Here is a 21,299-nt window from a genome sequence, read left to right as displayed (position 1 = left end):
CGCGGCCTGATTATGAAGGCCTTGCAAACGAAGGGAGCTTGATATGGCCACTCATGTGCGGACGAAATCGCGGTCAGCCAACCACGGCGACGACTTGACTGCGTGGCATCGGCGAAGGAGGGGCGGGAGCATTCCGATCATCGGTGCCTTGGCCCTCGGCCTGTTATTTGTCTCCGAATCGGCATTCGCCCAGGCCCCGGGCCCGGGGACTTGCACAGCCGTCAAGCGTGCCTCCCCGCGTGGACCTCATTGCGTCCTTACGCAAGACCATTGCACCAAAGGCAACAAGCCGCACATGACGCTCACGGCAGCCGGCTGCAACTGCGTCTGCGCGCCGTAGCAGCAGTGAGCATTGCCGCGTTGTGAAGGAGCGTCCGTAAGGACGCTTCGGCCCGGCCTGAGTTGCTGTCGAGCTCCCTGGCTCGTCGGCTCGAGCGTTGGGCAATCCGATGTTGCGGTCCGTCTCCGAGGACAATGGAGGCGCGGATATTTCGAGGGGAGGGAGGAGGGGGGCTATTCACCCGCTGCTCAAGCCGTGGTCAGGGCTGCCGATCTATTTGGGCTTGCCGGGACGCGTGCATCGCGCAACCATCGCGGTGCATCGCCCAACACGTCCAGCGAGTTCGTGCCATGACCAAACTCACCCGCTTCTCGGTCGCCCCTCTGCACACGATGACGCGGCGCCTCGCCGATGTCGCTTCGGGCCGCGTTGCGCCCGATCTCGTGATCACCGGCGCGCGCGTGCTGTCGACCTATTCGGAGCGCATCCACCCCTCGCGCGAACTGTGGATCACCGGCGGGCGGGTCGCGGCGGTGAAGCCGGCTGGTGCCCACAAGGCGCTCGGCAGCGGTTTCGCGCTCCATGACGCGGCCGGCGGCATCATCGCGCCGGGGCTGGTCGATCCGCACATCCACATCGAATCCTCGATGGTGACGGCCTGCGCCTATGCCGAGGCCGCGCTGCTCAACGGCACGACGACGATCTTCTGCGACAGCCACGAAATCGGCAACGTGATGGACGTCGCCGGTGTCGAGGCGATGCTGGAGGATGCGCGGCAGGCGCCGCTGTCGATCTTCCTCACCGTGCCCTCGACGGTGCCGGCGACATCGGCGGCGCTGGAGACCGCGGGCGGCGACCTCACGCCGGACAAGATCGCCGGCCTGTTCGACCGCTGGCCCGAGGCGGTCGCGCTTGGCGAGAAGATGGATTTCGTGCCGGTCTGCATGGGCGACGAGCGCAGCCATGCCATCCTTGCGGCGGCTTTGCAGCGGGGACGGCCGGTGTCGGGCCACGTCTATGGCCGCGAATTCGTCGCCGCCTATGCCGCGAGCGGTGTCACCGACACGCATGAGGCGATCGACCGCGACATCGCCGACGACCTGCTCGATGCCGGCGTCTGGATCTTCCTGCGCGGCGGACCGCCCACGACCCCGTGGCACAGCCTGCCGCAGGCGATCCGCACCATCACCGAGCTCGGCGCCTCGCATAAGCGCACGGCGGTGTGCACCGACGATCGCGATGCCGACGATCTCATGCTGTTTGGACTCGACTGGGTGGTGCGCGAGGCGGTGAAGGCGGGGATGTCGCCGGAGCAGGCGTGGTCGATGGGCTCGCTGCACGGCGCGACGCGCTTTGCGATGGATGGCGAGATCGGCGGCCTCGGCGGCGGCCGCCGCGCCGATCTGGTTTTGCTCGACGACGGCCTCAAGCCGCAATCGACCTGGTATGGCGGCGAGCTCGTCGTCGACAAGGGCAGGATCACGCCGCGTCTCGATCAGGCGCTGTCGCAGCGCTATCAGTACCCGAAGGCCGCCTATGCCACGGTGAAGCTGCCAAGACAGATGACGCTGACGCCGGAGCTGCCCACCAAGGCCTGCACCGTGAATGCGATCAAGACGGCGCTGCCCGGCATCACGCTGATCCACGACAAGGTCGCGATCGAGCCGGCCAACGACTGGGCGACGCTGTTCGCACGCCACGGCCTCTGTTTCGTCGCGGTGATCGAACGTCACGGCAAATCGCCGGGCAACGTCGCGCATGGGCTCCTGAAGGACTTTGGCCTCAAGCGCGGCGCCGTCGCATCCAGCGTCGGCCATGACAGCCACAACATCATCGTCGCCGGCACCAACGAGGCGGACATGCAGGTGGCCGTCGCTGCGATCGGTGACCAGCAGGGCGGTGTCTGTGTCGTCGCCGACGGCAAGGTGAGGGCGATGGTTCCGCTGCCGATCGCCGGGCTCCTGTCCGACAAGCGCATCACCGAAGTCGCCGAGCAGGTGAAGCTTTTGAAGACGGAATGGGTGGAGGCGGGCTGCACCATTCCCTACATGGGCTTCAATTTGATTCCGCTATCGGTCATTCCGGAAATTCGCATCACCGACAAGGGCCTCGTGCTGGTGCCGCAGATGGAGCTGGCGCCGCTGTTCGAATAGCGTGATCGAGCCATCACGCTGTTAGGACATGTCACCTGTCTTCTGTCGTAACTAACTGAGGCCGCCGGTGTTTTGCGAAGCATGCCGCATCGTGGGAAAGATCGACGACTGAATTGAGATCGCAGCCGTCAGCAGCGAAGCTCGCGCATCAACCAGACAGGGAGACGCGAGATGGCGAAGATGCGGGCGATCGATGCTGCGGTGCGTATCTTGGAGAAGGAAGGCGTCACCTGCGCCTTCGGCGTTCCCGGAGCCGCAATCAACCCGCTCTATTCCGCGCTGCAGCGGCGCGGCTCGATCCGCCACATTCTCGCCCGCCACGTCGAGGGCGCCTCGCACATGGCCGAGGGCTACACCCGCGCCAAGGCCGGCAACATCGGCGTGTGCATCGGCACCTCGGGCCCGGCCGGCACCGACATGATCACCGGGCTCTATTCGGCGATCGCAGACTCCATTCCAATCCTCTGCATCACCGGCCAGGCGCCGCGGGCCCGGCTCCACAAGGAGGATTTCCAGGCCGTCGATATCGAGCAGATCGCCAAGCCCGTGACCAAATGGGCGGTCACGGTGCGCGAGCCTGGCCTCGTGCCGCGTGTGTTCAGCCAGGCTTTCCACATCATGCGCTCCGGCCGCCCGGGACCGGTGCTGATCGACCTGCCGCTGGACGTGCAACTCGCCGAGATCGAGTTCGACCACGAGACCTACACGCCGCTGCCGGTCTACAAGCCCGCGGCGAGCCGCAAGCAGATCGAGAAAGCGCTGGAGATGCTCAATGCCGCCGAGCGCCCGCTGATCGTCGCCGGCGGCGGCATCATCAACGCCGATGCCAGCGAACTCCTCGTGACGTTCGCCGAGACCGTCAACGTGCCTGTCGTGCCGACCCTGATGGGGTGGGGCGCCATTCCCGACGATCATGTGCTGATGGCCGGCATGGTCGGCCTGCAGACCAGCCATCGCTATGGCAACGCCAATTTCCTGGAGTCCGATTTCGTGCTCGGCATCGGCAACCGCTGGGCCAACCGCCACACCGGATCGATCGAGACCTACACCAAGGGTCGCAGCTTCGTGCATGTCGACATCGAGCCGACCCAGATCGGCCGCGTGTTCAATCCCGAGCTCGGCATCGTCTCGGATGCGAAGGCGGCGCTCGAGCTGTTCATCACCGTCGCGCGCGAGTGGCGCAAGGCTGGCAAGCTGCGCGAACGGCAGGCGTGGCCGGCGGCGTGCCAGGATCGCAAGCGCACGATGCTCCGGCGCAGCGATTTCGATCAGGTGCCGATCAAGCCGCAGCGCGTCTATCATGAGATGAACAAGGCGTTCGGCCGCGACACCTGCTATGTCAGCGTCATCGGCCTGTCGCAGATCGGCGGCGCGCAGTTCCTCAGCGTCAACCACCCGCGCCACTGGATCAATGCGGGGCAGGCGGGGCCGCTCGGCTGGACCCTGCCGGCCGCGCTCGGCGTCCGCGCCGCCGATCCCAGGCGCGAGATCGTCGCGCTCTCGGGGGACTACGACTTCCAGTTCCTGATCGAGGAGCTCGCGGTCGGCGCCCAGTTCAACCTGCCTTACATTCATGTCGTCGTGAACAACGCCTATCTCGGCCTGATCCGGCAGGCGCAGCGCGGTTTCTCGATGGACTATCAGGTCCAGTTGTCGTTCGAGAACATCAATGCGCCGGAGGTCGGCGGCTACGGCGTCGATCACATAGCCGTCGCCGAAGGCCTCGGCTGCAAGGCCATCCGCGTGACCGATCCCGACAAGGCGCAGGCGGCGTTTGCGACCGCGCGCGAATGGATGGCGGAGTATCAGGTGCCTGTCGTGGTCGAGTTCGTGCTCGAACGCGTCACCAACATCGCGATGGGGACCGAGATCGACAACGTCGTCGAATTCGAGGAGGTGCTCGACCTGCCGGTGGACGACACCCCGGCCGAGCCGCCGCGCACCTTGCTGCCGGCCTGATCGCAGCGACCGCTCTCATTCGAGGACCAATTCGAGGACCATGACATGCCGCGCTTTGCTGCGAATCTCACCATGCTCTTCAACGAGCTTCCGTTCGTTGACCGCTTTGCCGCCGCCAAGGCGGCTGGCTTCAGCGGCGTCGAGTATCTGTTCCCGTATGATTTCGACAAGGCGGAGCTGCGCGAGCAGCTGGCGCGCCACGGGCTGACGCAGGTGTTGCACAATCTGCCCGCCGGCAATTGGGCCGCGGGCGAGCGCGGCATCGCGATCCTGCCGGATCGCGTCGACGAATTCCGCGACGGCGTTCGTCGCGCCATCGAATACGCGCGGGCGCTCGACTGCCGCCAGCTCAACTGCCTCGTCGGCATTGCACCGGCCGATTCCGATCCGCGTCAGCTCAATACGACGCTGGTTTACAACCTGCGCTTTGCCGCGACCGCGCTGAAAGCGCAGGGGATCAAGCTCTTGATCGAGCCGATCAACACGCTCGACATCCCCGGCTTCTTCCTCTCTCGCACCGCCCAGGCGCTGCAGCTGATCTCGGAGGTCGAGTCCGACAATCTGTTCGTCCAGTACGACATCTACCACATGCAGATCATGGAGGGCGATCTGGCCCGCACGATGCAGAAGCATCTCGCCCGCATCGCGCACATCCAGCTCGCCGACAATCCGGGCCGCCACGAGCCCGGCACCGGCGAGATCAACTACGCCTTCCTGTTCCGCCACCTCGATGCGATCGGCTATCCCGGCTGGATCGGCTGCGAATACAAGCCGCGGGCAGGGACGGTGGACGGGCTGGGCTGGCTGATGGACGGCACGCTCGCCCCGGCGAGCTGAGCTGAACAAGGGGCCATGCGGCCCAGATGATCGCGCAACACGACGCCAGGCGATCGCGCGGCCACCGAACCGCGCTCCGCCGTCATTCCGGGGCAGCCGCGCAGCGGCTGAGCCCGGAATCCATAGCCACGAACGGCAGATGCCGGACGAGATGGAGCCGACACGCGGCTCGCCTCATCGCAGACAATCGTGGCCATGGATTCCGGGCGTCGTCAGGCACCGCGCAGGGAACGCGCCTTTGTCTGGGCGATGCAGTGATGAGCTGACGGAACGATCATTTGCATTCGACTCCCACATCGCGACAGATGACGATCGCTGAAACTTCAATCGGAGGTCACCGATGTCATCTGTTGCGACCGTGTTTGCACAATCCTTCTTTCACGGCACGCGAGCCGATTTGCGGCCGGGCGACATGATCGCGGTCGGATATGCCTCCAATTTCACCGAGGCGGAGCCGCTGTCGTGGGTCTACTTCACGGCGACGCTGGATGCCGCGATCTGGGGCGCCGAGTTGGCTACCGGTGACGGACGGGGACGGATCTACGTCGTCGAGCCCACAGGTCCGTTCGTTGACGACCCGAACCTGACGGACAAGAAGTTCCCGGGAAATCCGACGCGGTCTCATCGATCCCGCGCGCCGCTGCGCGTCATTGCCGAGGTCGTCCTGTGGCAGGGGCACGCGCCGGAGGTGGTGAAGCAGATGAAGGAGGGCGTTGCGCGCGCGATGACCGAAGGGCCGGGCATCATCGACTGAACGGCGCGGCGGCATCGCACTGGCGTCGATCCGTCGCGCCCGATGGCTGTTTGCGGACGCTGCTACGCGCTCGCCACGCGGCGTCCTCCGTCCAGAACATCGGAAAAGTCCGGTGGCAAGGTCCGTTCGAACTGGTGTCGACTCACGAAATCTCCTCCTCATGAGCCGAGCCTATCGCCGAGAGGCGAGGGTTGGACCTGTCGTCCATGATTGATCGGAGGCGCCGCTCTGCAGCGTCGCTCGCCTTTCGGCGACGGCATGGTTGAAGAGTTCGAGGACGAGGCCGAATGCCGCCAAGTCCTCCTGTTCGATGGCTCCATCGTCATAGCCCTTGAGGGTCTCGGCGATGATCCCGTCGACCTCCCGTTGCCAGGTCAGCAGATCGTGTTCCGAGCCGGCATTGCGCACCTCCGACACCGCCGCAAGAATGCGGTTGCGGCCGCTGGTGTTGTCCTCCAGTTCATCCCGGTTCAGATAGCGGCGCAGCCATTCGGCGGCCGAACCGATGCCGGAAAGAACGAGCAAGGCGAACCAGAAGTAGTCGCTGTACTTGTCCAGAAAGGTTCGCTCCGTGCCGTTGATCACCGCCGCGGCGCCTCGATGCACGGAAGGCTCGGTCTCCTTCTCCGTGTCGGGTTTCATGATGTGCGAAGCGCCGGCGAGGCCTTGCGTGATCGTGTCGCGGACCGCGAAAAGCTGCCGGTAGAAGGCCGCCGCCTTGGCTTCGGAGAGCCCCCTCTTGGCCAGGATCAGGTGATTGACGCTGATCGTGTCGACCTTGTCCTCCGGCCAGGCCGGTTTCGCGTTGAAGACGCTGGCTGGAATTTCCTCGGCCTCGTAGCGCGGATGCTTCAGGGCAATGGCCTCCGATGCTTCGATCGGAAGAAACGTGGGTGCTCCGCGTGCCCGGGAGGTCGCGGTGATCGCGTCCACCGTGATCTTGCTGTCGAGCGGACCGACGGCGAGATACGCATCGAGGGTGGGGTCTTGCGCAAGCTTCTCGATCTCGTCTGTCCCGAATTGAGCCGTGGCAACCTTATCGGGCTGCACGCCGGAGCCCTCCAGAATGGCCTGGAGCACTGCGACGTTTGCTCCGGTCCGCCCGATGATGCCGACCTTGTGACCTGCCAGATGGGCGATATCTGCGATCTTGCCGCTGGCCTTCTGCTTGGGCTCGTTGCCGCGTCGCCCGGAGGGCGACCACAGCACGACATAGTTCTTGCGCAGGACCGCCAGTGTTTGCGCATCGGGCGGCATGCCGAGGTCGCCGCGGCCGACCGCCAGATCGGTTTTGTCGGCGGCCAGCAGGGCCAGGGATTCAGCCGCTCCGCCGGTCGTGATCGGGGAGAGCCGGACGGTCCTGCTTTCCTCACCGAAGGCGTCGGCCATCGCCTGGACCACCTTGTGGTCGTCGCTCGCCGCCGGTCCGACGGCGATCCGGAGAGTTTCGGGCTGCAAGACGTAGAACAGGCCCGCCGCGGCGGCGCCAAAGGCGACAAATCCCAAAGCCAGCACGATCAGCAACCGGCGTTGGCGGCGATCGTGAGCGCTCCTGACCACATCGGACGATGACATCAGCGGACCCTCTGAGAAAACGCGTGGCGGCTCCAAGCGCACTGGAACTTGGGCGAACCGGTGTCAACCCGGAATGTTCCGCCGCGGCCGGCGAGAGTTGATGAAAGCAAGCCTTGGTGGGTCGCTTGGGGTCAAAAGGGGCCCTGAGGCACTCCGGCGCCTACTTCCGATCGGGCCCGAGAGCGGACATTCTCAGCGCCACTCCGGAAGGTCCGGAACGGGCCATATGCAGACAGTCGATCACGTCTCCATCCACTCTATCGACTTCGGGAGCGTCTCAGATTCAGCAAACTCTTGAGCGGCAATTAGGCCCTTTTCAAAGGGTATCACATATTTGCGCGGAAACTCCGTGTGATGAGCGAGCCCGACGTAGCAAGTCATAACCGGATGCGTGCTGGACTGATCGCCGCGACTTACATAGTACGGCGGATTGTGGTGACCGAACTGAAAAGCGAGGACGGTCTCGTCGCCACCCACGACCAACGCAAGATCATTGCCGTTTGGGGCCTGGAGGGAGATGATGTTCAACGTGTCCAGCGTTCGCGCTTCGTCGCGAGCCATGCGGATTACTCTTTCAAATTCTGCAAGCGTTGAGACCCGCACGGCCTCCTCGGCATCGTGAACGATAATCGAAAGATCCACGATCTAGCTCCCCTGGTGGCCGCCCTCGGCTGGACAATATCCGTTGCTCCGCAGTCCGTCATTGCGTCCGCTGTGGGTCAAAAGCCGCCTTTCGGTCCCGCCGTGGATTACTTCCGGTTGAGCCCCCCGAGCGGACATCACACGCGACGATCGAAAGGTCCGAGATGGGCCACAAGCTGACGTCCTTGGGGTACGAGGTCATCGAATTGAAACACTGGCTGAGCGTCGTGTGAAGCGGCGAATCCCGTTGAGTAGAGTCCTCGCCCTAAACACTAGAGCTATAATCCATTCTGGCATTCCCAGATGACGAAGAATCTCCGCATGGCCCTGATCTATTTTCTGCCACATGTTTTGGTCGGTATAGGATGTGTCCTTCTCATTGTGTCGGTCGAGCCTCCAAGTGATCTCTTCGTGCAGGGCGTCGACTCCTGACAAATGCCGAGCAAAATCAAGTTCTCTTCGAGCGCAAATCCGTTCGATCCGGTGGCGGGCCGCTTCGTCGTAGCGGATACCCCATTTCTCCAGCCTGGCATGGGTCGCCTCGTGTACAATCGCGGTTGCGATCCATTCGATCGATGCGTTTTCAGAAGCCATGACGCGTTCGTCCAGCAAGCAGGCGTTCATCGAATGCCGATAGCAACCGGCTCCGTGCGGAACGAGCGTCACCCAAATTCGAGATAGGTTATTCTTGACACGCTGGTAGTGAAGTGGGGCGTACTGTTCAATCAGATGAAGCGCCGCTTCGACGCGCTGGAGATCTGGCTCCGAATCCGATTGAGAACTTCCGATCCAAAGACCATTTGTAATGCGGCCTGTCGACACCCACAGTGCAAATCGATCAGCCAGAGAGAGTATTGTCGCCGGGGCGGCGCGAGACATGGGACAACCATCGCTTCGGACTATGTTAGGATATCTTCAAACTAGTCGGTGGGGCCACTTCCGCCCATTTACACGCTTAATAGTGATTTATCGATTGCTTAGGCCACGTCCGCAATGGGTCAGAAGCAGACATGGCAGCTTTACGAGGTGAGCCCGCAATATCGCCGATAAAGCGCAAGCTGCCGTTGAGGCGCAAAGCCGTCAAAATCACCGGCGCGTTTACAGTCCTTTAGCAATTCAAGAAGCGGCTCGGCTTCAGACTCGGTATTTGAACCCAACTCTTGAGTGGCCTCGAGCCCGGCCGCTGCGAGGTCGTCTCGTCATGGTGACCCGGCGCAGCATCATTCGTGGGCACTGGCTACCGTGGCTGGCCGCGTCCACCTTCGACATCGGTGGTGCAGGGCCGATACAGCGCTTGGAGTTGCCGGCCGCGGAGGTAGATCGCGCGCGCGGTCATGCCGCCGTGTCGCGTAATCCATTGCCTGACCGCGGGTGGGTAACGATCATAGAGCATCTGCGTGGCTTCAGGGTTGGGAATTGCCTTCCCATCGGGCCCAGGATTGTCCGCGACCCTGAAGCCGAACACGGCTCTTGGGGTCACGCAGATGCTGTCGTGGGGAATGTACGCCAGCACGAGCGTGCAGGCGCCGGCGCAGATCCCGTCGATGATGACGGACGCGCCGAAGTCGCGTAAAAGTTTGAACCTGTCGATATAGTTTCCGATCCGCCCGCCCTGATCAAAAACAATGCGCACGGCGGCATGACTCGGTTGCATGCTCCCAAGCATGAACGCCGCGACCAGCGTCACCCTCACCAGCTTCATCTGTCCATCATCCGATCGATCGAACTCCATCGCCTTGCGCAATAACGGCTGCCGGTTCCGCTTTGGTCAAGAGCTGTCTGCCGACCATTCCACGATTAGCTTCGATGTGGCCTCCAGCGCAGACATCGCCGGCATCGACCGGGAAGGTCGTGACGGGCCAGAAGCGATCCGAAGAACAAGGGTTGCGCGCTCGTCGGGCAAATCAGTCTGGGCACTTTGTACGCACGTGGTTGAAACGCGCGCCGCCAGGGCTACGGCACGTCGCATCGGACGAATCGAATTCGTCCATGAAATCAAGCTGATCTCGCGCACATCGCTGCGAAGCCAAGAAATTGCTTTCCATTTTTCAGAAATCATGCATGATGCGTGCATCCTGTCTCGCCGAGAGGGGCGTTGCGCGCGATCGTCACGACACGTGAGGCAGGGATGCGGTGGCCGTGAGATGTCGCAGCGTGCGCTTGGCGCATGTGGACGAACGATGCATCACGGACGCGAAGTCGTGTGGTCCTGGCCTCCCGGTGCCGAGGTCAAGCGCGCGACGAGGGCACTGCCCTCGCGCGGGCGACGGGGTCAATCAGCCGGTCCCCGAGGAGAGCGCGAAGGAAGCGTTAAGACCGCCGCGCAGGGAATGCCGGTTGATCGGCTGAACCTGTGGTACCTGCCGCCTGCATTCTTTTCGCAGGCGGGCCATGGGTGAGGCCTTCACCCGGCATTCCCTGCGCCCTCTCGATTCATCGAAGGGCGGTCGATCGCAGGACTCGGGCGTGATCAGCCGCGAGAGTGCGAACCTGCGCGCAGTTGTTTGAAACGTGGATAGCGACTGAGCAATCTCTCCATCATCTCCGACGATGGTGAAGGGTTCGAGGTTTGGTTCCGGTGGCATGATGAAGTTTCGGCCATTTGGAACCGGAACTGCAGGCGATCCCTTGGTGTTGATCGGCATCTCGAAAGCACTGGAGGAGAGACAATGATGAGAACCCGTCTTGCCGTTTCGCTGATCGCCACCTCGCTGCTGGCGTCGACCGCTGCGTTCGCACAGTCCACGACCGTCGAAGGTGCCGCCAATGGCGCTGCGGCCGGCGGCGCCGTTGCCGGTCCGGTCGGCGCCATGGTGGGTGGAACGGTCGGTGCCGCCGTCGGTGCGGGCCTGGAAATTCCGAACGCGGTGATCAACTCGATCGAGGCCGAGCGCGCGCCGTCGGTGGTCGTCCATGAGCGCGTCGTGGTCGGCGAGCCGCTGCCCGCCACCGTCGAGCTGCGTCCGGTGCCGCGCTACACCGAGTATCGCTACGCCGTCGTGAACGATCGCCGCGTGATCGTCGATCCGCGCACGCGCCGCGTCATCAAGATCATCGAGTGATCTGACGTTCTGACGGACAGGGGCCTCGTCGCATCAGCGGCGGGGCCTCTCGTCATGCGGTCTGCGTGCGGATCTGTCGGATGAGCCAGTCGATGGCCGCGGACAGGCCAAATCCGAGGCAGGCGGCCGCGGCGTCGACGATGAAGTCTTCCAGCCGCGCGTGACGTCCCGGCGCCAGGAACTGCGAGAGTTCGAGTGCACCGATCAGGATCACCGCAATCCCGGTGGTCAGCAGCCGATGACTGCGATAGGCGAGGCCGAAGGCAAGGCCGATCAGGATGAAGGCGAGGGCGTGTTCGCCGTCCTGTCCCAGGTGCGAATGTGGCCTATAGTTGGGCGGGCCCAGCGTTGCGAAGGCAACGGCTGCGGCGAGCAGCCAGGCCGAGAGGCGAATGACGATCATCATGGACGCTGCTTAGCACGTTCCGGGCCACGAACCGGGGTCACGGTCGCTTGAGGCACCGGTTTAGTTAACGTGGCTCGGAAGCCGGAACATGGCCTTCTCATCGTACCGCGAACAGCTTTCGTCCGGCGCCTCAGATCGGCTGCCGGACTCCCAGACCCTGCATGAAGCGCTCGCGGATCTGTGCCGGATCGCGCCTGGTGGCGCCCATACCGGGCTTGTCGTCGATCTTCGCCGCAATCAGCACCGGGCCGGGCGCCTCGAACGCAAGAGCGATCAAGCGTTCGAAATCTTCCTCGTCTGCGGCCCAATGGCTGGCGCCAATGCCGCAGCCGGCGGCAATGGCGACGATGTCGGCGTTCCGGGCCGGCGTCGGCTGGTTTCCGGTGATCTGGTAGACGCCATTGTCCATGACGATGATGGCCAAATTCTTCGGCGCCAGCGTGGCAATCGTGGTCAGGCAACCCAGTTGCATCAGCAGCGAGCCGTCGCCTTCGAGCGCAAACACAGGGCGTTGCGGCTGCGCCAGCGCGACGCCGAGCGCGATCGGGCAGGCCAGCCCCATGCTGCCGAGCATGTAGAAATTCTGCGGCCGCGGGCCCGCCGCCCACAGATCGAAATTGGTGTTGCCGATGCCGCCGATCACCGCTTCCTCGTGCGTCAGCCGCGCGACCAGCCGGCAGGTGAGGTCGTAGCGGTTCATGATCTTGGTGTTGCTGTGAGGGGCGCTCATGCGAACACCTTTCCGCCGGTGAGCAAAGGCGAGAGGATGAGCGCCACCGGCGCCTGGGTCGCCACCGCCTGCTTGATCGAGCGGTCGACGACGAATTCGAGCTCGTCGAGCCGCGTCATGGTGTGGTGCTCCATGGCCAGCGCATCGAGCACCGGCCGCATGGTTCGGCACACCAGCGACTGGCCGACATTGAACTCGCCCAGCGTGCCGCGCTCGGACACGATCATGATCAGCGGGATCTGGCAGGGCACGATCAGCGAGGCCAGCACGTTGGCGAGCGTGGCGAAGCCCGAGGTCTGCATCAACAGCGCGCCGCGCCGGCCGCCCATCCAGGCGCCTGCGAGAATGCCGACCGCTTCCTCCTCGCGCGCCGTCGCAAAGGTCGTGAAGAACGGATCGTCGTGCAGGGTGTGGATCAGCGGCGTCAGGACGCGGTCGGGAACGTAGGGGATGAGGTCGACGGCGTTGTGCTTGAACGTCTGCAGCACGATCTCGTGCCAATTCGGCACAGCGGTTGCTGATCGCGCCGCATCGGCATCGGCGGCCATTGCTGTTCCTCCGGTCGTTCCTGATGGGGGCCCGGCGCACGGGGCTTGGCGCTGAGCTTGACGGCACCGGAACGATTGTCAACATGCCGGCCCGGCCGGTCAGGCATCCGCCTTTCAAGTCCGAAATCAAGAACCAAGAAACCAGGAGGTCGGCTGTTCATGGCCGCGAATTCCAAGCGCGTCTTCTACGTCAAATACCTGGCCCACCCGATCTTCAGCGAGCTGCTCGCCGCGCGTCCCGACGTCCGGCTCGACCGGCTGGAGAACGAGAGCTCCGAGGCCGAGACGGCGCTGATCCTCGCGGCGGCTCACGCCTACCAGATCGGGGCGGCCCGCGACGAGCTCGCGCCGCGCTTCCATGTCGATGCAGACCTGCTGCGCCGCGCCCCAAACCTCCTCGTCGTGTCTAGCAACGGGGCCGGATACGACCCGGTCGACGTCGACGCCTGCACCGAGGCCGGCGTCCTCGTCGTGAACCAGTCCGGCGGCAACGCCCATTCGGTGGCGGAGCACACGCTCGGCATGATGCTGACCCTGTCGAAGCGCATCATCCAGTCCGACCGCCGGCTGCGCCGGGAGCGCGACGTCAACCGCAACGATTTGATCGGCAACGAGGTGCAGGGACGGACGATCGGCATCGTCGGGCTTGGCAATGTCGGCCGCCGGGTTGCCGAGCTGTGCCGCGGCATCCTCGGCATGACGGTGCTGGCCTATGACCCATATCTGTCGTCCGATGAGATCGCCGCACGCGGCGCGGAGAAGGTGGAACTCGATGACCTGATGCGGCGCTCGGATTTCGTCTCGATCAACTGCCCGCTGACGAAGGAAAGCCGCGGCATGATCGGTGCCCGCGAGTTCGCGCTGATGCAGCCTAGCGCCTATTTCGTCACCACCGCCCGCGGCTTCATCCATGACGAGGAGGCGCTGTTCGCCGCGCTCAGCGAAAAGCGCCTCGCCGGCGCCGGGCTCGACGTCTGGGCCAAGGAACCGCCGCCGCCGGACCATCCGCTGCTCCAATTCGACAACGTGCTTGCGAGTCCCCATACCGCCGGCGTGACTCGGGAGGCGCGGCAGAACATGGGTCGCATCGCAGCCGAGCAGCTGCTCGACGCGCTTGACGGCGGGCGTCCGCCGCGCCTGATCAACCCCGAGGCCTGGCCGCGCTACAGCGCTCGTTTCCGCGAGGCGTTCGGAGTGACGCCCTCGTAGCCAGAAGAGAAGAGATTGCGGGGAGAAGATTTCATGCGTCGCAAGCTGCGACGCAGCAATAAATCTTCTCTCCAGGGTGGCTTCGGCGAAGCGGACATTGCTATTTTCGGAGCCGTCTCGACAGCCCAGTGGTGGCTGATCATTTTTCCAGGGGCGCCATGAGCTTAGGCCACGTTTTTCGCTCGGCGCGAAAGGGAAATTGGTCCGATGCGCCGGTTGAACGCCATCCTGAAGTCGACCCACGGCCGCGTCCGTCGCGCCGTCTCGGAGTTCGTCGCGATCGCCGCCGCGAGCCTGCCTTCGGTGGGCGCCTGAGCGCCGGTTCCACCGCCGCGTCAAATATTTGCATCGGCCGCTTGATATCGGTGAACAGCGGGAGGAGAAGCGCGGTAACATCACCTTCGAGCACTGCGTGAGAGGCAGGAGGTTGCATGTCGCGCTATGTCATCCATTTCATGAAGGACGTGCTGGGCGAGAATGGCCGCCAGTGCGAGATATGCCAGAGCACGTTGGAGGTTGAGGCCGACAGCGAAGGCGAAGCCGCAGAAATCGCAAAGTCCAGGTTCTGTAAACAGCAGGAGGTGCGCGACTGGTCGCTGCATGCGGACCGCATTGAGGTGAAGGCGGCCGACTTTCCGTCCTGACCTGCGGCTCAGCGGCCCAGCCCAGCCGGTGCATCGCTGGCCCCGGGGCCCAGCGAGCGCTGCACCATCACTGTGTCGCACCAGCGGCCGAAACGGTAGGCTACTCCCGGCAGCAGCCCCACCCTGACGAACCCGAAGCGCTCATGAATGCCGAGCGAGGCGACATTATCGGCGTCGATATAGCCGATCATCTGGCGATATCCGGCCGCGGCGGAAGCATCGATCAGCGCCTGCATCAGCAGCCCGCCGACACCACGGCCGAGATGCTCATGGTGGACATAGATCGAATGCTTGACCGCGAACCGGTAGGCCGGCCGCTTCCTGAACAAGACGACATAGGCATAGCCCACGACTTCGCCGCGGAATGTCGCGACAAGATGTGGCAGCCGATGATTTCGCAGATTCTTGCGCCGCTGCTTGAGGTCGTCCGGCTCGGGCGCCCCGGAACCGGCGGCGCTGTCCTCGACCCCGCGGCGGACATGCCGCCGGTAGATCGAGAGCATGGCCTCGACATCCTCGTCGCGTGATGGCCTGACGAGGACCGGCGGCTCGGTGTCGCGAGCCGTGATCGCGCTGTCCATGGTTCGAATTACTCTGCGCAGACATAGGTATGGAGCCGGATCCGGCCAGCTTCGTCGATCTCCTTGTACAGCCCCTGGATCTCGACGTCGAAGCCGGGATAGGTGTTGAACGCCCGCTCGAACATCTTGAGGTAATCGATCATCGGCTTGGCGCGGTCGGATAGCCGCTCGCCCGGAACGATGGTGGCGATGCCCGGCGGATAGACCACGAAGGGGGTCGTCGCAATGCGCCCGGCGATCCGATCGATCGGCAGGTAGTCGACCTCGTTGCGCATCAGCGCACGCGCCGCCTCGCGTGGTGACATCGCGATCTCCGGCATGTGCTGCGGCTGGAACTGCTTTGCCTGCAGCGCGCTCACCTCGGCTTCGCGGTAGAAGCGGTGCATCTCGGCGCAGAGGTCGCGCAGCCGCAGCTTGCCGTAACGCGCAAAGCGCTTGCGGGTGAACTCCGGAATGGCGTCCTCCAGCAGCACGTTGTCATCGTGGAGCCGCTTGAAGGCGACCAGGCCACTGATCAGGGTTCCCGCCTTGCTCGCCTCGACCCCCGGCGTCAGCAGGAACAGTAGCGAGTTGAGATCGTTCTTCTCCGCCACGATGCGGTTCTCGCGCAGATATTGCGCGACGATCGGAGCCGGGATGCCGTGATCGGCATAGCCGCCGGTGGCGCGATCGAAGCCCGGGGTCAGCAGGGTCAGCTTGTTCGGATCGGTCATCGCGAAGCCGGGGGCGAGATCCGGAAAGCCGTGCCATGCCGCGCCCGGCGTGAGCTGCCACAGCGCAGTATCGGTCGCGAGCTGGTCGGTCGAGATCGCCTCCCAGGCCACGTCATGGCTAGCCCCGGGATTGGCCGCATCGGGGATCGATACGCGATCCGGAACGAATGGCTCGAAGAACCAGCGCCGCGCCGGATCCTTCTCCTTCTCCTCGAATTCCCGGCGCATCGCCCTGATCTTCTTGCGCAATTCGATTCCGAGCCGGATCGTGTCGTCCCACAGCACCTCGCCGGAGCGGCCCTTCATCATCTGCGCGCCGACGTCCAGCGAGGCGAATAGCGGGTAGAACGGCGAGGTCGAGGCGTGCTGCATGAAGCTTTCGTTGAAGCGGCGATGCTCGACCCGCCGCCGCTGGCCCTTGATGTGGCGGTCCTTGACGTGGATCTGCGAGGCCTGGGAGAAGCTCGCGAGCTGCTTGTGGGTCGATTGCGTGGCGATGATGCCGGGGGCGTCGGGTCCGAGATCGCCGAGGCCCATGGCGAAGCGGCCAGTGTAGAGCGGGTGGAATTTCATGAAGCCCGCCCAGGCCTCGTCGAACATGATGTAGTCGCAGAGGTGCCCGATCCGCTTCAGGATCATCTCGGCGCTGTGGATCGTGCCGTCATAGGTGCACTGCTCGACCACCGCGACGCGGAACGGCCGCTCCTTGCGCCAGGCGTCGGGGTCCTTGACCAGCGGGTTGTCGCGGATCTGCTGTCGCAGATGCTCTTCGTCCAGCAGATCCCAGCGCATCGGGCCGATCAGGCCCCAGGGGTTGCGAACCGTTGGGACGTAGATCGGGACGCCGCCCGAAATCAGCAGCGCGCCGTGATGAGCGGCCTTGTGGTTGTTGCGATCGAACAGCACGAGGTCGCCGTCGGTGACCAGGGCCCCGAGCACGACCTTGTTGGAGGTCGAGGTACCGTTGAGGACGAAATAGGTCTTCTCGGCGCCGAAGATCTGCGCGGCTTCCTTCTGCGCGCGCAGCGCCGGCCCCTCATGGGTCAGGAGATCGCCGAGATCGAGCACGGAATTGTCGAGATCGTCGCGGAACACGGCCTCGCCGAGATGCTCGACGAAGACCCGGCCGATCGGGCTGCGGCTATAGAACACGCCGCCATTGTGCCCGGGGCAGGTCCAGAGCTGGTTGCCTTCCTCGGCATAGTCGACCAGCGCGCCGAAGAATGGCGTCTTCAGTGTCTCGGCATATTGCTTCAGCCGGCTGACCAGGTTCTTGGCGATGAAGGCTGGAGTCTCCTCCGACAGGAAGACGTATCCGTCGATGAAGTCGAGCACCTCGACCGGCAGATCCTCGAACCGCTTGCGGCGGATCAGGAGGATGATCGGGAAGTCCAGTCCGCGACGGCGCATCAGGTTGATCAGCGACGCCGTCTTGCCTTCCAGGCCCTTCTTGCCCCAATCGACGACCATGCAGCCGATCGCGGCATCCGTCTGCACCGCGATCTCGGCGTCCTCCAGCTTGCGGGCGCGCACCACCTCGAAGCCCGAGCGCTGGATCTCCTCGATGATCTGGTTGAAGCGGAGCCCCGCAAGGTCGTCGGTCTCGAACACGGGCGCGGCGAACAGGAAGGTGAAGCGGCGGAAGTATTCCATGACAGTCTTTCGGGCTGGGTGGGCAGCCACCTGTCGTCACGTTCGATGACGCTTCGATGACAATAGGGCGTCTCACGGAGCTTGTCTCGGCCGCCTCGCAGTGGCAATCGTCCCGAACCCGAGTGACGCTGAAAGGATCCGTGGTGCTTCCCGAATGGATCAGCCTTGATTGTGTGGCGCCGTCCGAGCTCCATCGGCAGGCGGCGCTGGAACGCCAGGCCCAGTTGACCAAGCCGATTGGCGCCCTTGGGCGATTGGAGCAGGTGGCGGTCGAGCTGGCGGCGCTGCAGGCGTTGGAGCGGCCGGGGGCCGATCGGGTCCCGGTGGTGCTGTTCGCGGGGGACCATGGCATCGCGGCGCGGGGCGTGTCGGCGTATCCGCCGGAAGTGACGGTGCAGATGCTGCACAACTTCGCGGCCGGTGGCGCAGCGATCTCGGTGCTGGCGCGCAACCTCGGCTGTCCGCTGGAGGTGGTCGACGTCGGCACGCTGGCGAGCGAGCCGGTGCCCGGCGTGATCGTCGACAAGCCGCGGCGCGGCACGCGCGACTTCAGCACCGAGGCGGCGCTGACGCTGGAGGAGGTCGCGTTTGCGGCCGAAGCCGGACGGCGCGCGGTGGTGCGGCAGGCCGATCACGCGCCGCAACTCGTGATCTTCGGCGAGATGGGGATCGGCAACACGACATCGGCGGCAGCGATTGCCGCCGCGCTGCTGTCATGCGCGCCCGCGGACATCGTCGGCAGCGGCACCGGGCTCGACGCCGACGGACGGGCCAGAAAGGCTGCGGTGATTGCCGATGCGTTGGGGCGACACGGGCTCACGGCGGGAGCGGCCGTCGCGGATGTCCTGGCTGCAGTCGGCGGCTTCGAGATCATTGCGATGGCCGGCGCGATCGTCGCCGCCGCGCAGCGGCGCTGGCCGGTGCTGGTCGACGGCTTCATCGTCTCTGTCGCGGCGCTGGTCGCCGTCCGCCTCAATCCCTCCTGCCGTCCGTGGCTGCTGTTCTCGCATCGCTCGGCCGAGCGCGGCCACGCCATCGTGCTCGACGCGCTCGGTGCCCGTCCGCTGATCGACCTCGATCTGCGGCTTGGCGAGGCCTCGGGCGCCGCCACTGCGCTGCCGATCATTCGGTTGGCCTGCGCGCTCCACGGGGGCATGGCCACCTTTGCGGAGGCCGCCGTCTCGGGAGCCAAGTCCTGATGCGGATCGATCTGCTGCGGCACGGGACGACAGGACGGGACGGCTATCTCGACGGCCGTACCGACCCGCCGCTCAGCGACCTCGGCTGGGATCAATTCCGGCGGCAGACGCGGAGCCTGATCTGGCACAGCGTCGTCAGCTCGCCGTTGGCGCGCGCACGTGCGGCAGCGGAGGATTATGCCCGGCAGACCAACTGTGCGCTGGACATCGATGCGGATTGGAGCGAGCTCGATTTCGGACGCTGGGACGGGCGGACGCATCGCGACATCGCCGCGGAGCCCGGAGGCGAAGCCTTGCTCGACACCTTCCATGCCGATGCTGAGGTCCGGGCGCCGGGCGGTGAGAGCTGGTCCGATTTGCAGGCGCGAGTGGCGCGCGCAACACATCATATCCTTGTCCGGCCCGAGCCTGCGCCGGTTCTCGTGGTGACCCATGGCGGCGCCATACGCGCAGCGCTCTCGCATCTGCTCGGCTGGCCGCTGCACCAGCTGTGGAGCTTACGCATTCGCCCTGGTACGCGGATCACGCTCGAAGCCGGGCAGGGCGATGATGGTGTACCTTGGGGCGAAATCGTCGAGATCATCCAGCCATGATGCTTCGTGAATTCTGGATCGCATTGCAATTCCTGACACGGCTGCCGACACCGCGGGTCGCTGAGTTACGACCGGACGATCTGGCGCGGGCGTCGGTCTGGTTTCCGGCAGCCGGACTGGTGATTGGCGCCTGTCTGGCGCTGGTCGCCCGCCTTTTTCATGATGCCGATCCGTGGATCGTCGCGCTGACCGTGCTGGTCGCCTGGATCGGGATCACCGGCGCGCTGCATCTCGATGGGCTCGGCGACGTCGCCGACGCGTTCGGCGCCTCGCATGGCAAGCCGGAACGCTTCATCGCCGTGCTGGGCGATCCCCATGCCGGCAGCTTTGCCGTCGTCGCGATCAGCTTGCAGATCGCCGCCAAGCTGGTGCTGATCGCCGAGCTGGCGACGGGCCCGACGGCCTGGGCGCTGGTGCTGATCCCGGCCTGGGCACGCTGGGGGACTTTGATCTGCAATAAGACCCTGCTGTCGTTGAAGCCGGGGCTGGGGGCGAGCATCTCGAACAGCGTCGGCTGGAACGTCATCGTCGCCTGGGGCGGCGCACTCGCGATCGGCGCGCTGGCCGGCGCGGTGCCGACGCTGATCGCGATCGTTCTCGTTCCGGGAATCGCGTTCTATTGGCAATGGCGGCTCGGCGGCATCACCGGCGATTGCCATGGCGCCAGCATCGAGGTCACGGAAACGCTGCTGCTTGCCGCCTGCGTGCTCGGTTAGAAGGCATCGCCGAGCGCCGGCGCCAGCCGGTGCCACTCGGACGCATTGCCCGGCAGGCCGAAGCGCAGCCAGCTCGGCTGAGCCGGAAAGCGCCGGACGTGGATGCCGTGCCGGGCGAGCCGCTCGGCGATGTCAGGCGCGTTCGGCGATGTGATCAGCCTGAACAGCGGCGTGCCGCCGATGACCGCGCAGCCGGCCTTGCTCAGAAGATCGTCGATGCGCTGACAGTCGTTCGCCAGCCGCGCGCGTGTCTGCTCCAGCCAAGCAGCGTCGGCCAAGGCCGTCGTTCCGATCGCGAGCGCAGGTCCGGATACGGCCCAAGGCCCGAGCTCGTCGCGGAGTCGGCGGACGACGTCAGCGGAGCCGATCGCGAAACCGAGGCGGACGCCGGCAAGGCCGTAGGTCTTGCCGAACGAGCGCAGCACGATCGTCGCCGGCGGCAGGTCGGCTGCGAGGCTGGCGTCGGCGGGACAAAGATCGACGAATGCTTCGTCGACGATCAGCAGGCCGTCGCGCCGGCGCAAGGTCGCGGCCAATCCGACCAGCACATCGCGGGGCAGCAGGCGGCCGGTGGGATTGTTGGGATTCACGACGACGGCAACATCGGCATCGGCGAGCGCATCGACATCATCGACCAGACCGACGCGATGCCCACAGCGGCGCCAGCACAGCGCATGCTCCTCGTAGGTCGGGGCGAGCACGGCAACCCTCGAGCGTGGGCGCAGCCGCGGCAGGATCTGCAACAGCGCCTGCGTGCCGGGCGCGGCAACGATCATTTCGGGCCCCGCCACGCCATAGCGCGCAGCAGCCGCTGCGCACAGCGCGTCGTCTTCGGCTTGGGCCGGCAAGCGCGCCCAACTTGCGGGCGGAATGGTCGGCACCGGGTAGGCTATGGGATTGATGCCGGTCGACAGATCGATCCACGGCCGCGGCGCATCCGGGTAGCGACGGCTGATCGCAGCGAGATCGCCGCCGTGAAGGATCGCTTCCGGCTGGTCCGCGCCCGTGCTAGTCGCTCTGTCGTCCATGTCTGTCCTTCAGCGGA

The 21,299-nt window shown here is 64.9% G+C and carries 22 protein-coding genes; 12 read left to right on the top strand and 10 right to left on the bottom strand.

Going from position 1 to position 21,299, the window contains the following annotated elements; translation table 11 throughout:
- Window positions 1-630: 630 nt before the first annotated feature.
- From QW868_RS11670 to arr, 4 genes are all read left to right on the top strand, one after another.
- Window positions 631-2,433 (top strand): adenine deaminase, encoded by a 1,803-nt coding sequence (locus QW868_RS11670; RefSeq protein WP_316230621.1) that lies wholly within the window; start codon window positions 631-633, stop codon window positions 2,431-2,433.
- Between the two features lie 171 nt (window positions 2,434-2,604).
- Window positions 2,605-4,392: a glyoxylate carboligase gene (gene gcl, locus QW868_RS11665; protein WP_316230620.1), complete on the top strand. Its 1,788-nt coding sequence runs from the start codon at window positions 2,605-2,607 to the stop codon at window positions 4,390-4,392.
- Window positions 4,393-4,437: 45 nt separating this feature from the next.
- Window positions 4,438-5,229 carry a hydroxypyruvate isomerase gene (gene hyi / locus QW868_RS11660; protein ID WP_316230619.1) on the top strand — a complete coding sequence of 264 codons (792 nt, stop codon included), beginning with the start codon at window positions 4,438-4,440 and terminating at the stop codon, window positions 5,227-5,229.
- 340 nt (window positions 5,230-5,569) lie between these two features.
- The gene (gene arr / locus QW868_RS11655) at window positions 5,570-5,983 is read left to right on the top strand and encodes an NAD(+)--rifampin ADP-ribosyltransferase (protein WP_316230618.1); all 414 of its coding nucleotides are present in this window, start codon (window positions 5,570-5,572) and stop codon (window positions 5,981-5,983) included.
- Window positions 5,984-6,154: 171 nt separating this feature from the next.
- Here the strand turns inward: arr and QW868_RS11650 are convergent, their stop codons facing one another.
- The 4 genes from QW868_RS11650 to QW868_RS11635 form a co-directional block, all read right to left on the bottom strand.
- Window positions 6,155-7,558 carry an ABC transporter substrate-binding protein gene (locus QW868_RS11650; protein WP_316230617.1) on the bottom strand — a complete coding sequence of 468 codons (1,404 nt, stop codon included), beginning with the start codon at window positions 7,556-7,558 and terminating at the stop codon, window positions 6,155-6,157.
- A gap of 240 nt (window positions 7,559-7,798) precedes the next feature.
- Window positions 7,799-8,200, bottom strand: a complete 402-nt coding sequence (locus QW868_RS11645; protein WP_315770435.1) for an Imm1 family immunity protein — start codon at window positions 8,198-8,200, stop codon at window positions 7,799-7,801.
- 198 nt (window positions 8,201-8,398) lie between these two features.
- Entirely contained in the window at window positions 8,399-9,079 is a 681-nt protein-coding gene (locus tag QW868_RS11640) for a hypothetical protein (RefSeq protein ID WP_316230616.1), read from the bottom strand.
- Between the two features lie 358 nt (window positions 9,080-9,437).
- The gene (locus QW868_RS11635) at window positions 9,438-9,902 is read right to left on the bottom strand and encodes a hypothetical protein (protein ID WP_315770431.1); all 465 of its coding nucleotides are present in this window, start codon (window positions 9,900-9,902) and stop codon (window positions 9,438-9,440) included.
- On the opposite strand from QW868_RS11635, the gene QW868_RS11630 reads away from it, so the two are divergent.
- Complete coding sequence (locus QW868_RS11630; protein ID WP_316230615.1) at window positions 9,865-10,599, top strand: hypothetical protein; 735 nt, start codon at window positions 9,865-9,867, stop codon at window positions 10,597-10,599. The genes QW868_RS11635 and QW868_RS11630 overlap by 38 nt on opposite strands.
- Window positions 10,600-10,872: 273 nt before the next feature.
- A complete protein-coding gene (locus tag QW868_RS11625; RefSeq protein ID WP_315718467.1) occupies window positions 10,873-11,262 on the top strand; it encodes a DUF1236 domain-containing protein in 390 nt (129 codons plus the stop codon).
- A 52-nt stretch (window positions 11,263-11,314) separates the two neighbouring features.
- On the opposite strand, the gene QW868_RS11620 is transcribed toward QW868_RS11625, so the two are convergent.
- From QW868_RS11620 to QW868_RS11610, 3 genes are all read right to left on the bottom strand, one after another.
- Complete coding sequence (locus tag QW868_RS11620; protein WP_315739787.1) at window positions 11,315-11,668, bottom strand: VanZ family protein; 354 nt, start codon at window positions 11,666-11,668, stop codon at window positions 11,315-11,317.
- Window positions 11,669-11,798: 130 nt separating this feature from the next.
- Window positions 11,799-12,398, bottom strand: coding sequence for a thiamine pyrophosphate-dependent enzyme (locus QW868_RS11615; RefSeq protein ID WP_316230614.1), 600 nt, complete (start codon window positions 12,396-12,398; stop codon window positions 11,799-11,801).
- Entirely contained in the window at window positions 12,395-12,946 is a 552-nt protein-coding gene (locus QW868_RS11610; protein ID WP_316230613.1) for a thiamine pyrophosphate-binding protein, read from the bottom strand. The genes QW868_RS11615 and QW868_RS11610 overlap by 4 nt, the downstream gene beginning before the upstream one ends.
- A gap of 159 nt (window positions 12,947-13,105) precedes the next feature.
- Here QW868_RS11610 and QW868_RS11605 point away from each other — a divergent pair, with 159 nt between their 5' ends.
- The 3 genes from QW868_RS11605 to QW868_RS11595 all read left to right on the top strand — a co-directional run bounded on the left by QW868_RS11605 (window position 13,106) and on the right by QW868_RS11595 (window position 14,799).
- A complete protein-coding gene (locus QW868_RS11605) occupies window positions 13,106-14,155 on the top strand; it encodes a hydroxyacid dehydrogenase (protein ID WP_316230612.1) in 1,050 nt (349 codons plus the stop codon).
- 33 nt (window positions 14,156-14,188) lie between these two features.
- Complete coding sequence (locus tag QW868_RS11600) at window positions 14,189-14,317, top strand: hypothetical protein (protein WP_315739783.1); 129 nt, start codon at window positions 14,189-14,191, stop codon at window positions 14,315-14,317.
- Between the two features lie 269 nt (window positions 14,318-14,586).
- Window positions 14,587-14,799, top strand: coding sequence for a hypothetical protein (locus QW868_RS11595; RefSeq protein ID WP_315739782.1), 213 nt, complete (start codon window positions 14,587-14,589; stop codon window positions 14,797-14,799).
- 8 nt (window positions 14,800-14,807) lie between these two features.
- Here QW868_RS11595 and QW868_RS11590 read toward each other — a convergent pair whose 3' ends face one another.
- Together QW868_RS11590 and QW868_RS11585 are read right to left on the bottom strand one after the other, a co-directional pair.
- Window positions 14,808-15,380, bottom strand: coding sequence for an N-acetyltransferase family protein (locus tag QW868_RS11590; RefSeq protein ID WP_316230611.1), 573 nt, complete (start codon window positions 15,378-15,380; stop codon window positions 14,808-14,810).
- An 8-nt stretch (window positions 15,381-15,388) separates the two neighbouring features.
- Window positions 15,389-17,746, bottom strand: a complete 2,358-nt coding sequence (locus QW868_RS11585; protein WP_316230610.1) for an Orn/Lys/Arg decarboxylase N-terminal domain-containing protein — start codon at window positions 17,744-17,746, stop codon at window positions 15,389-15,391.
- Window positions 17,747-17,889: 143 nt separating this feature from the next.
- Here QW868_RS11585 and cobT point away from each other — a divergent pair, with 143 nt between their 5' ends.
- The 3 genes from cobT to cobS are packed head-to-tail and all read left to right on the top strand — an operon-like array spanning window position 17,890 to window position 20,254.
- On the top strand, window positions 17,890-18,945 hold the full coding sequence (gene cobT, locus QW868_RS11580; protein ID WP_315799177.1) for a nicotinate-nucleotide--dimethylbenzimidazole phosphoribosyltransferase: 1,056 nt from the start codon (window positions 17,890-17,892) through the stop codon (window positions 18,943-18,945).
- Window positions 18,945-19,538, top strand: coding sequence for a histidine phosphatase family protein (locus QW868_RS11575; protein ID WP_315786185.1), 594 nt, complete (start codon window positions 18,945-18,947; stop codon window positions 19,536-19,538). Before cobT ends, QW868_RS11575 begins: the two co-directional genes overlap by 1 nt.
- Complete coding sequence (gene cobS / locus QW868_RS11570) at window positions 19,535-20,254, top strand: adenosylcobinamide-GDP ribazoletransferase (protein ID WP_316230609.1); 720 nt, start codon at window positions 19,535-19,537, stop codon at window positions 20,252-20,254. Before QW868_RS11575 ends, cobS begins: the two co-directional genes overlap by 4 nt.
- On the opposite strand, the gene cobD is transcribed toward cobS, so the two are convergent.
- A complete protein-coding gene (cobD, locus tag QW868_RS11565) occupies window positions 20,251-21,282 on the bottom strand; it encodes a threonine-phosphate decarboxylase CobD (protein WP_316230608.1) in 1,032 nt (343 codons plus the stop codon). The two genes, cobS and cobD, sit on opposite strands and share 4 nt — an antisense overlap.
- Window positions 21,283-21,299 lie beyond the last annotated feature (17 nt).

Origin of the sequence: Bradyrhizobium sp. SZCCHNR1051 (assembly GCF_032489615.1) — a bacterium.
Lineage (GTDB): Bacteria > Pseudomonadota > Alphaproteobacteria > Rhizobiales > Xanthobacteraceae > Bradyrhizobium.
The sequence above is the reverse complement of the archived record's forward strand: the minus strand, read 5'-3'. Positions and strand labels throughout refer to the sequence as shown.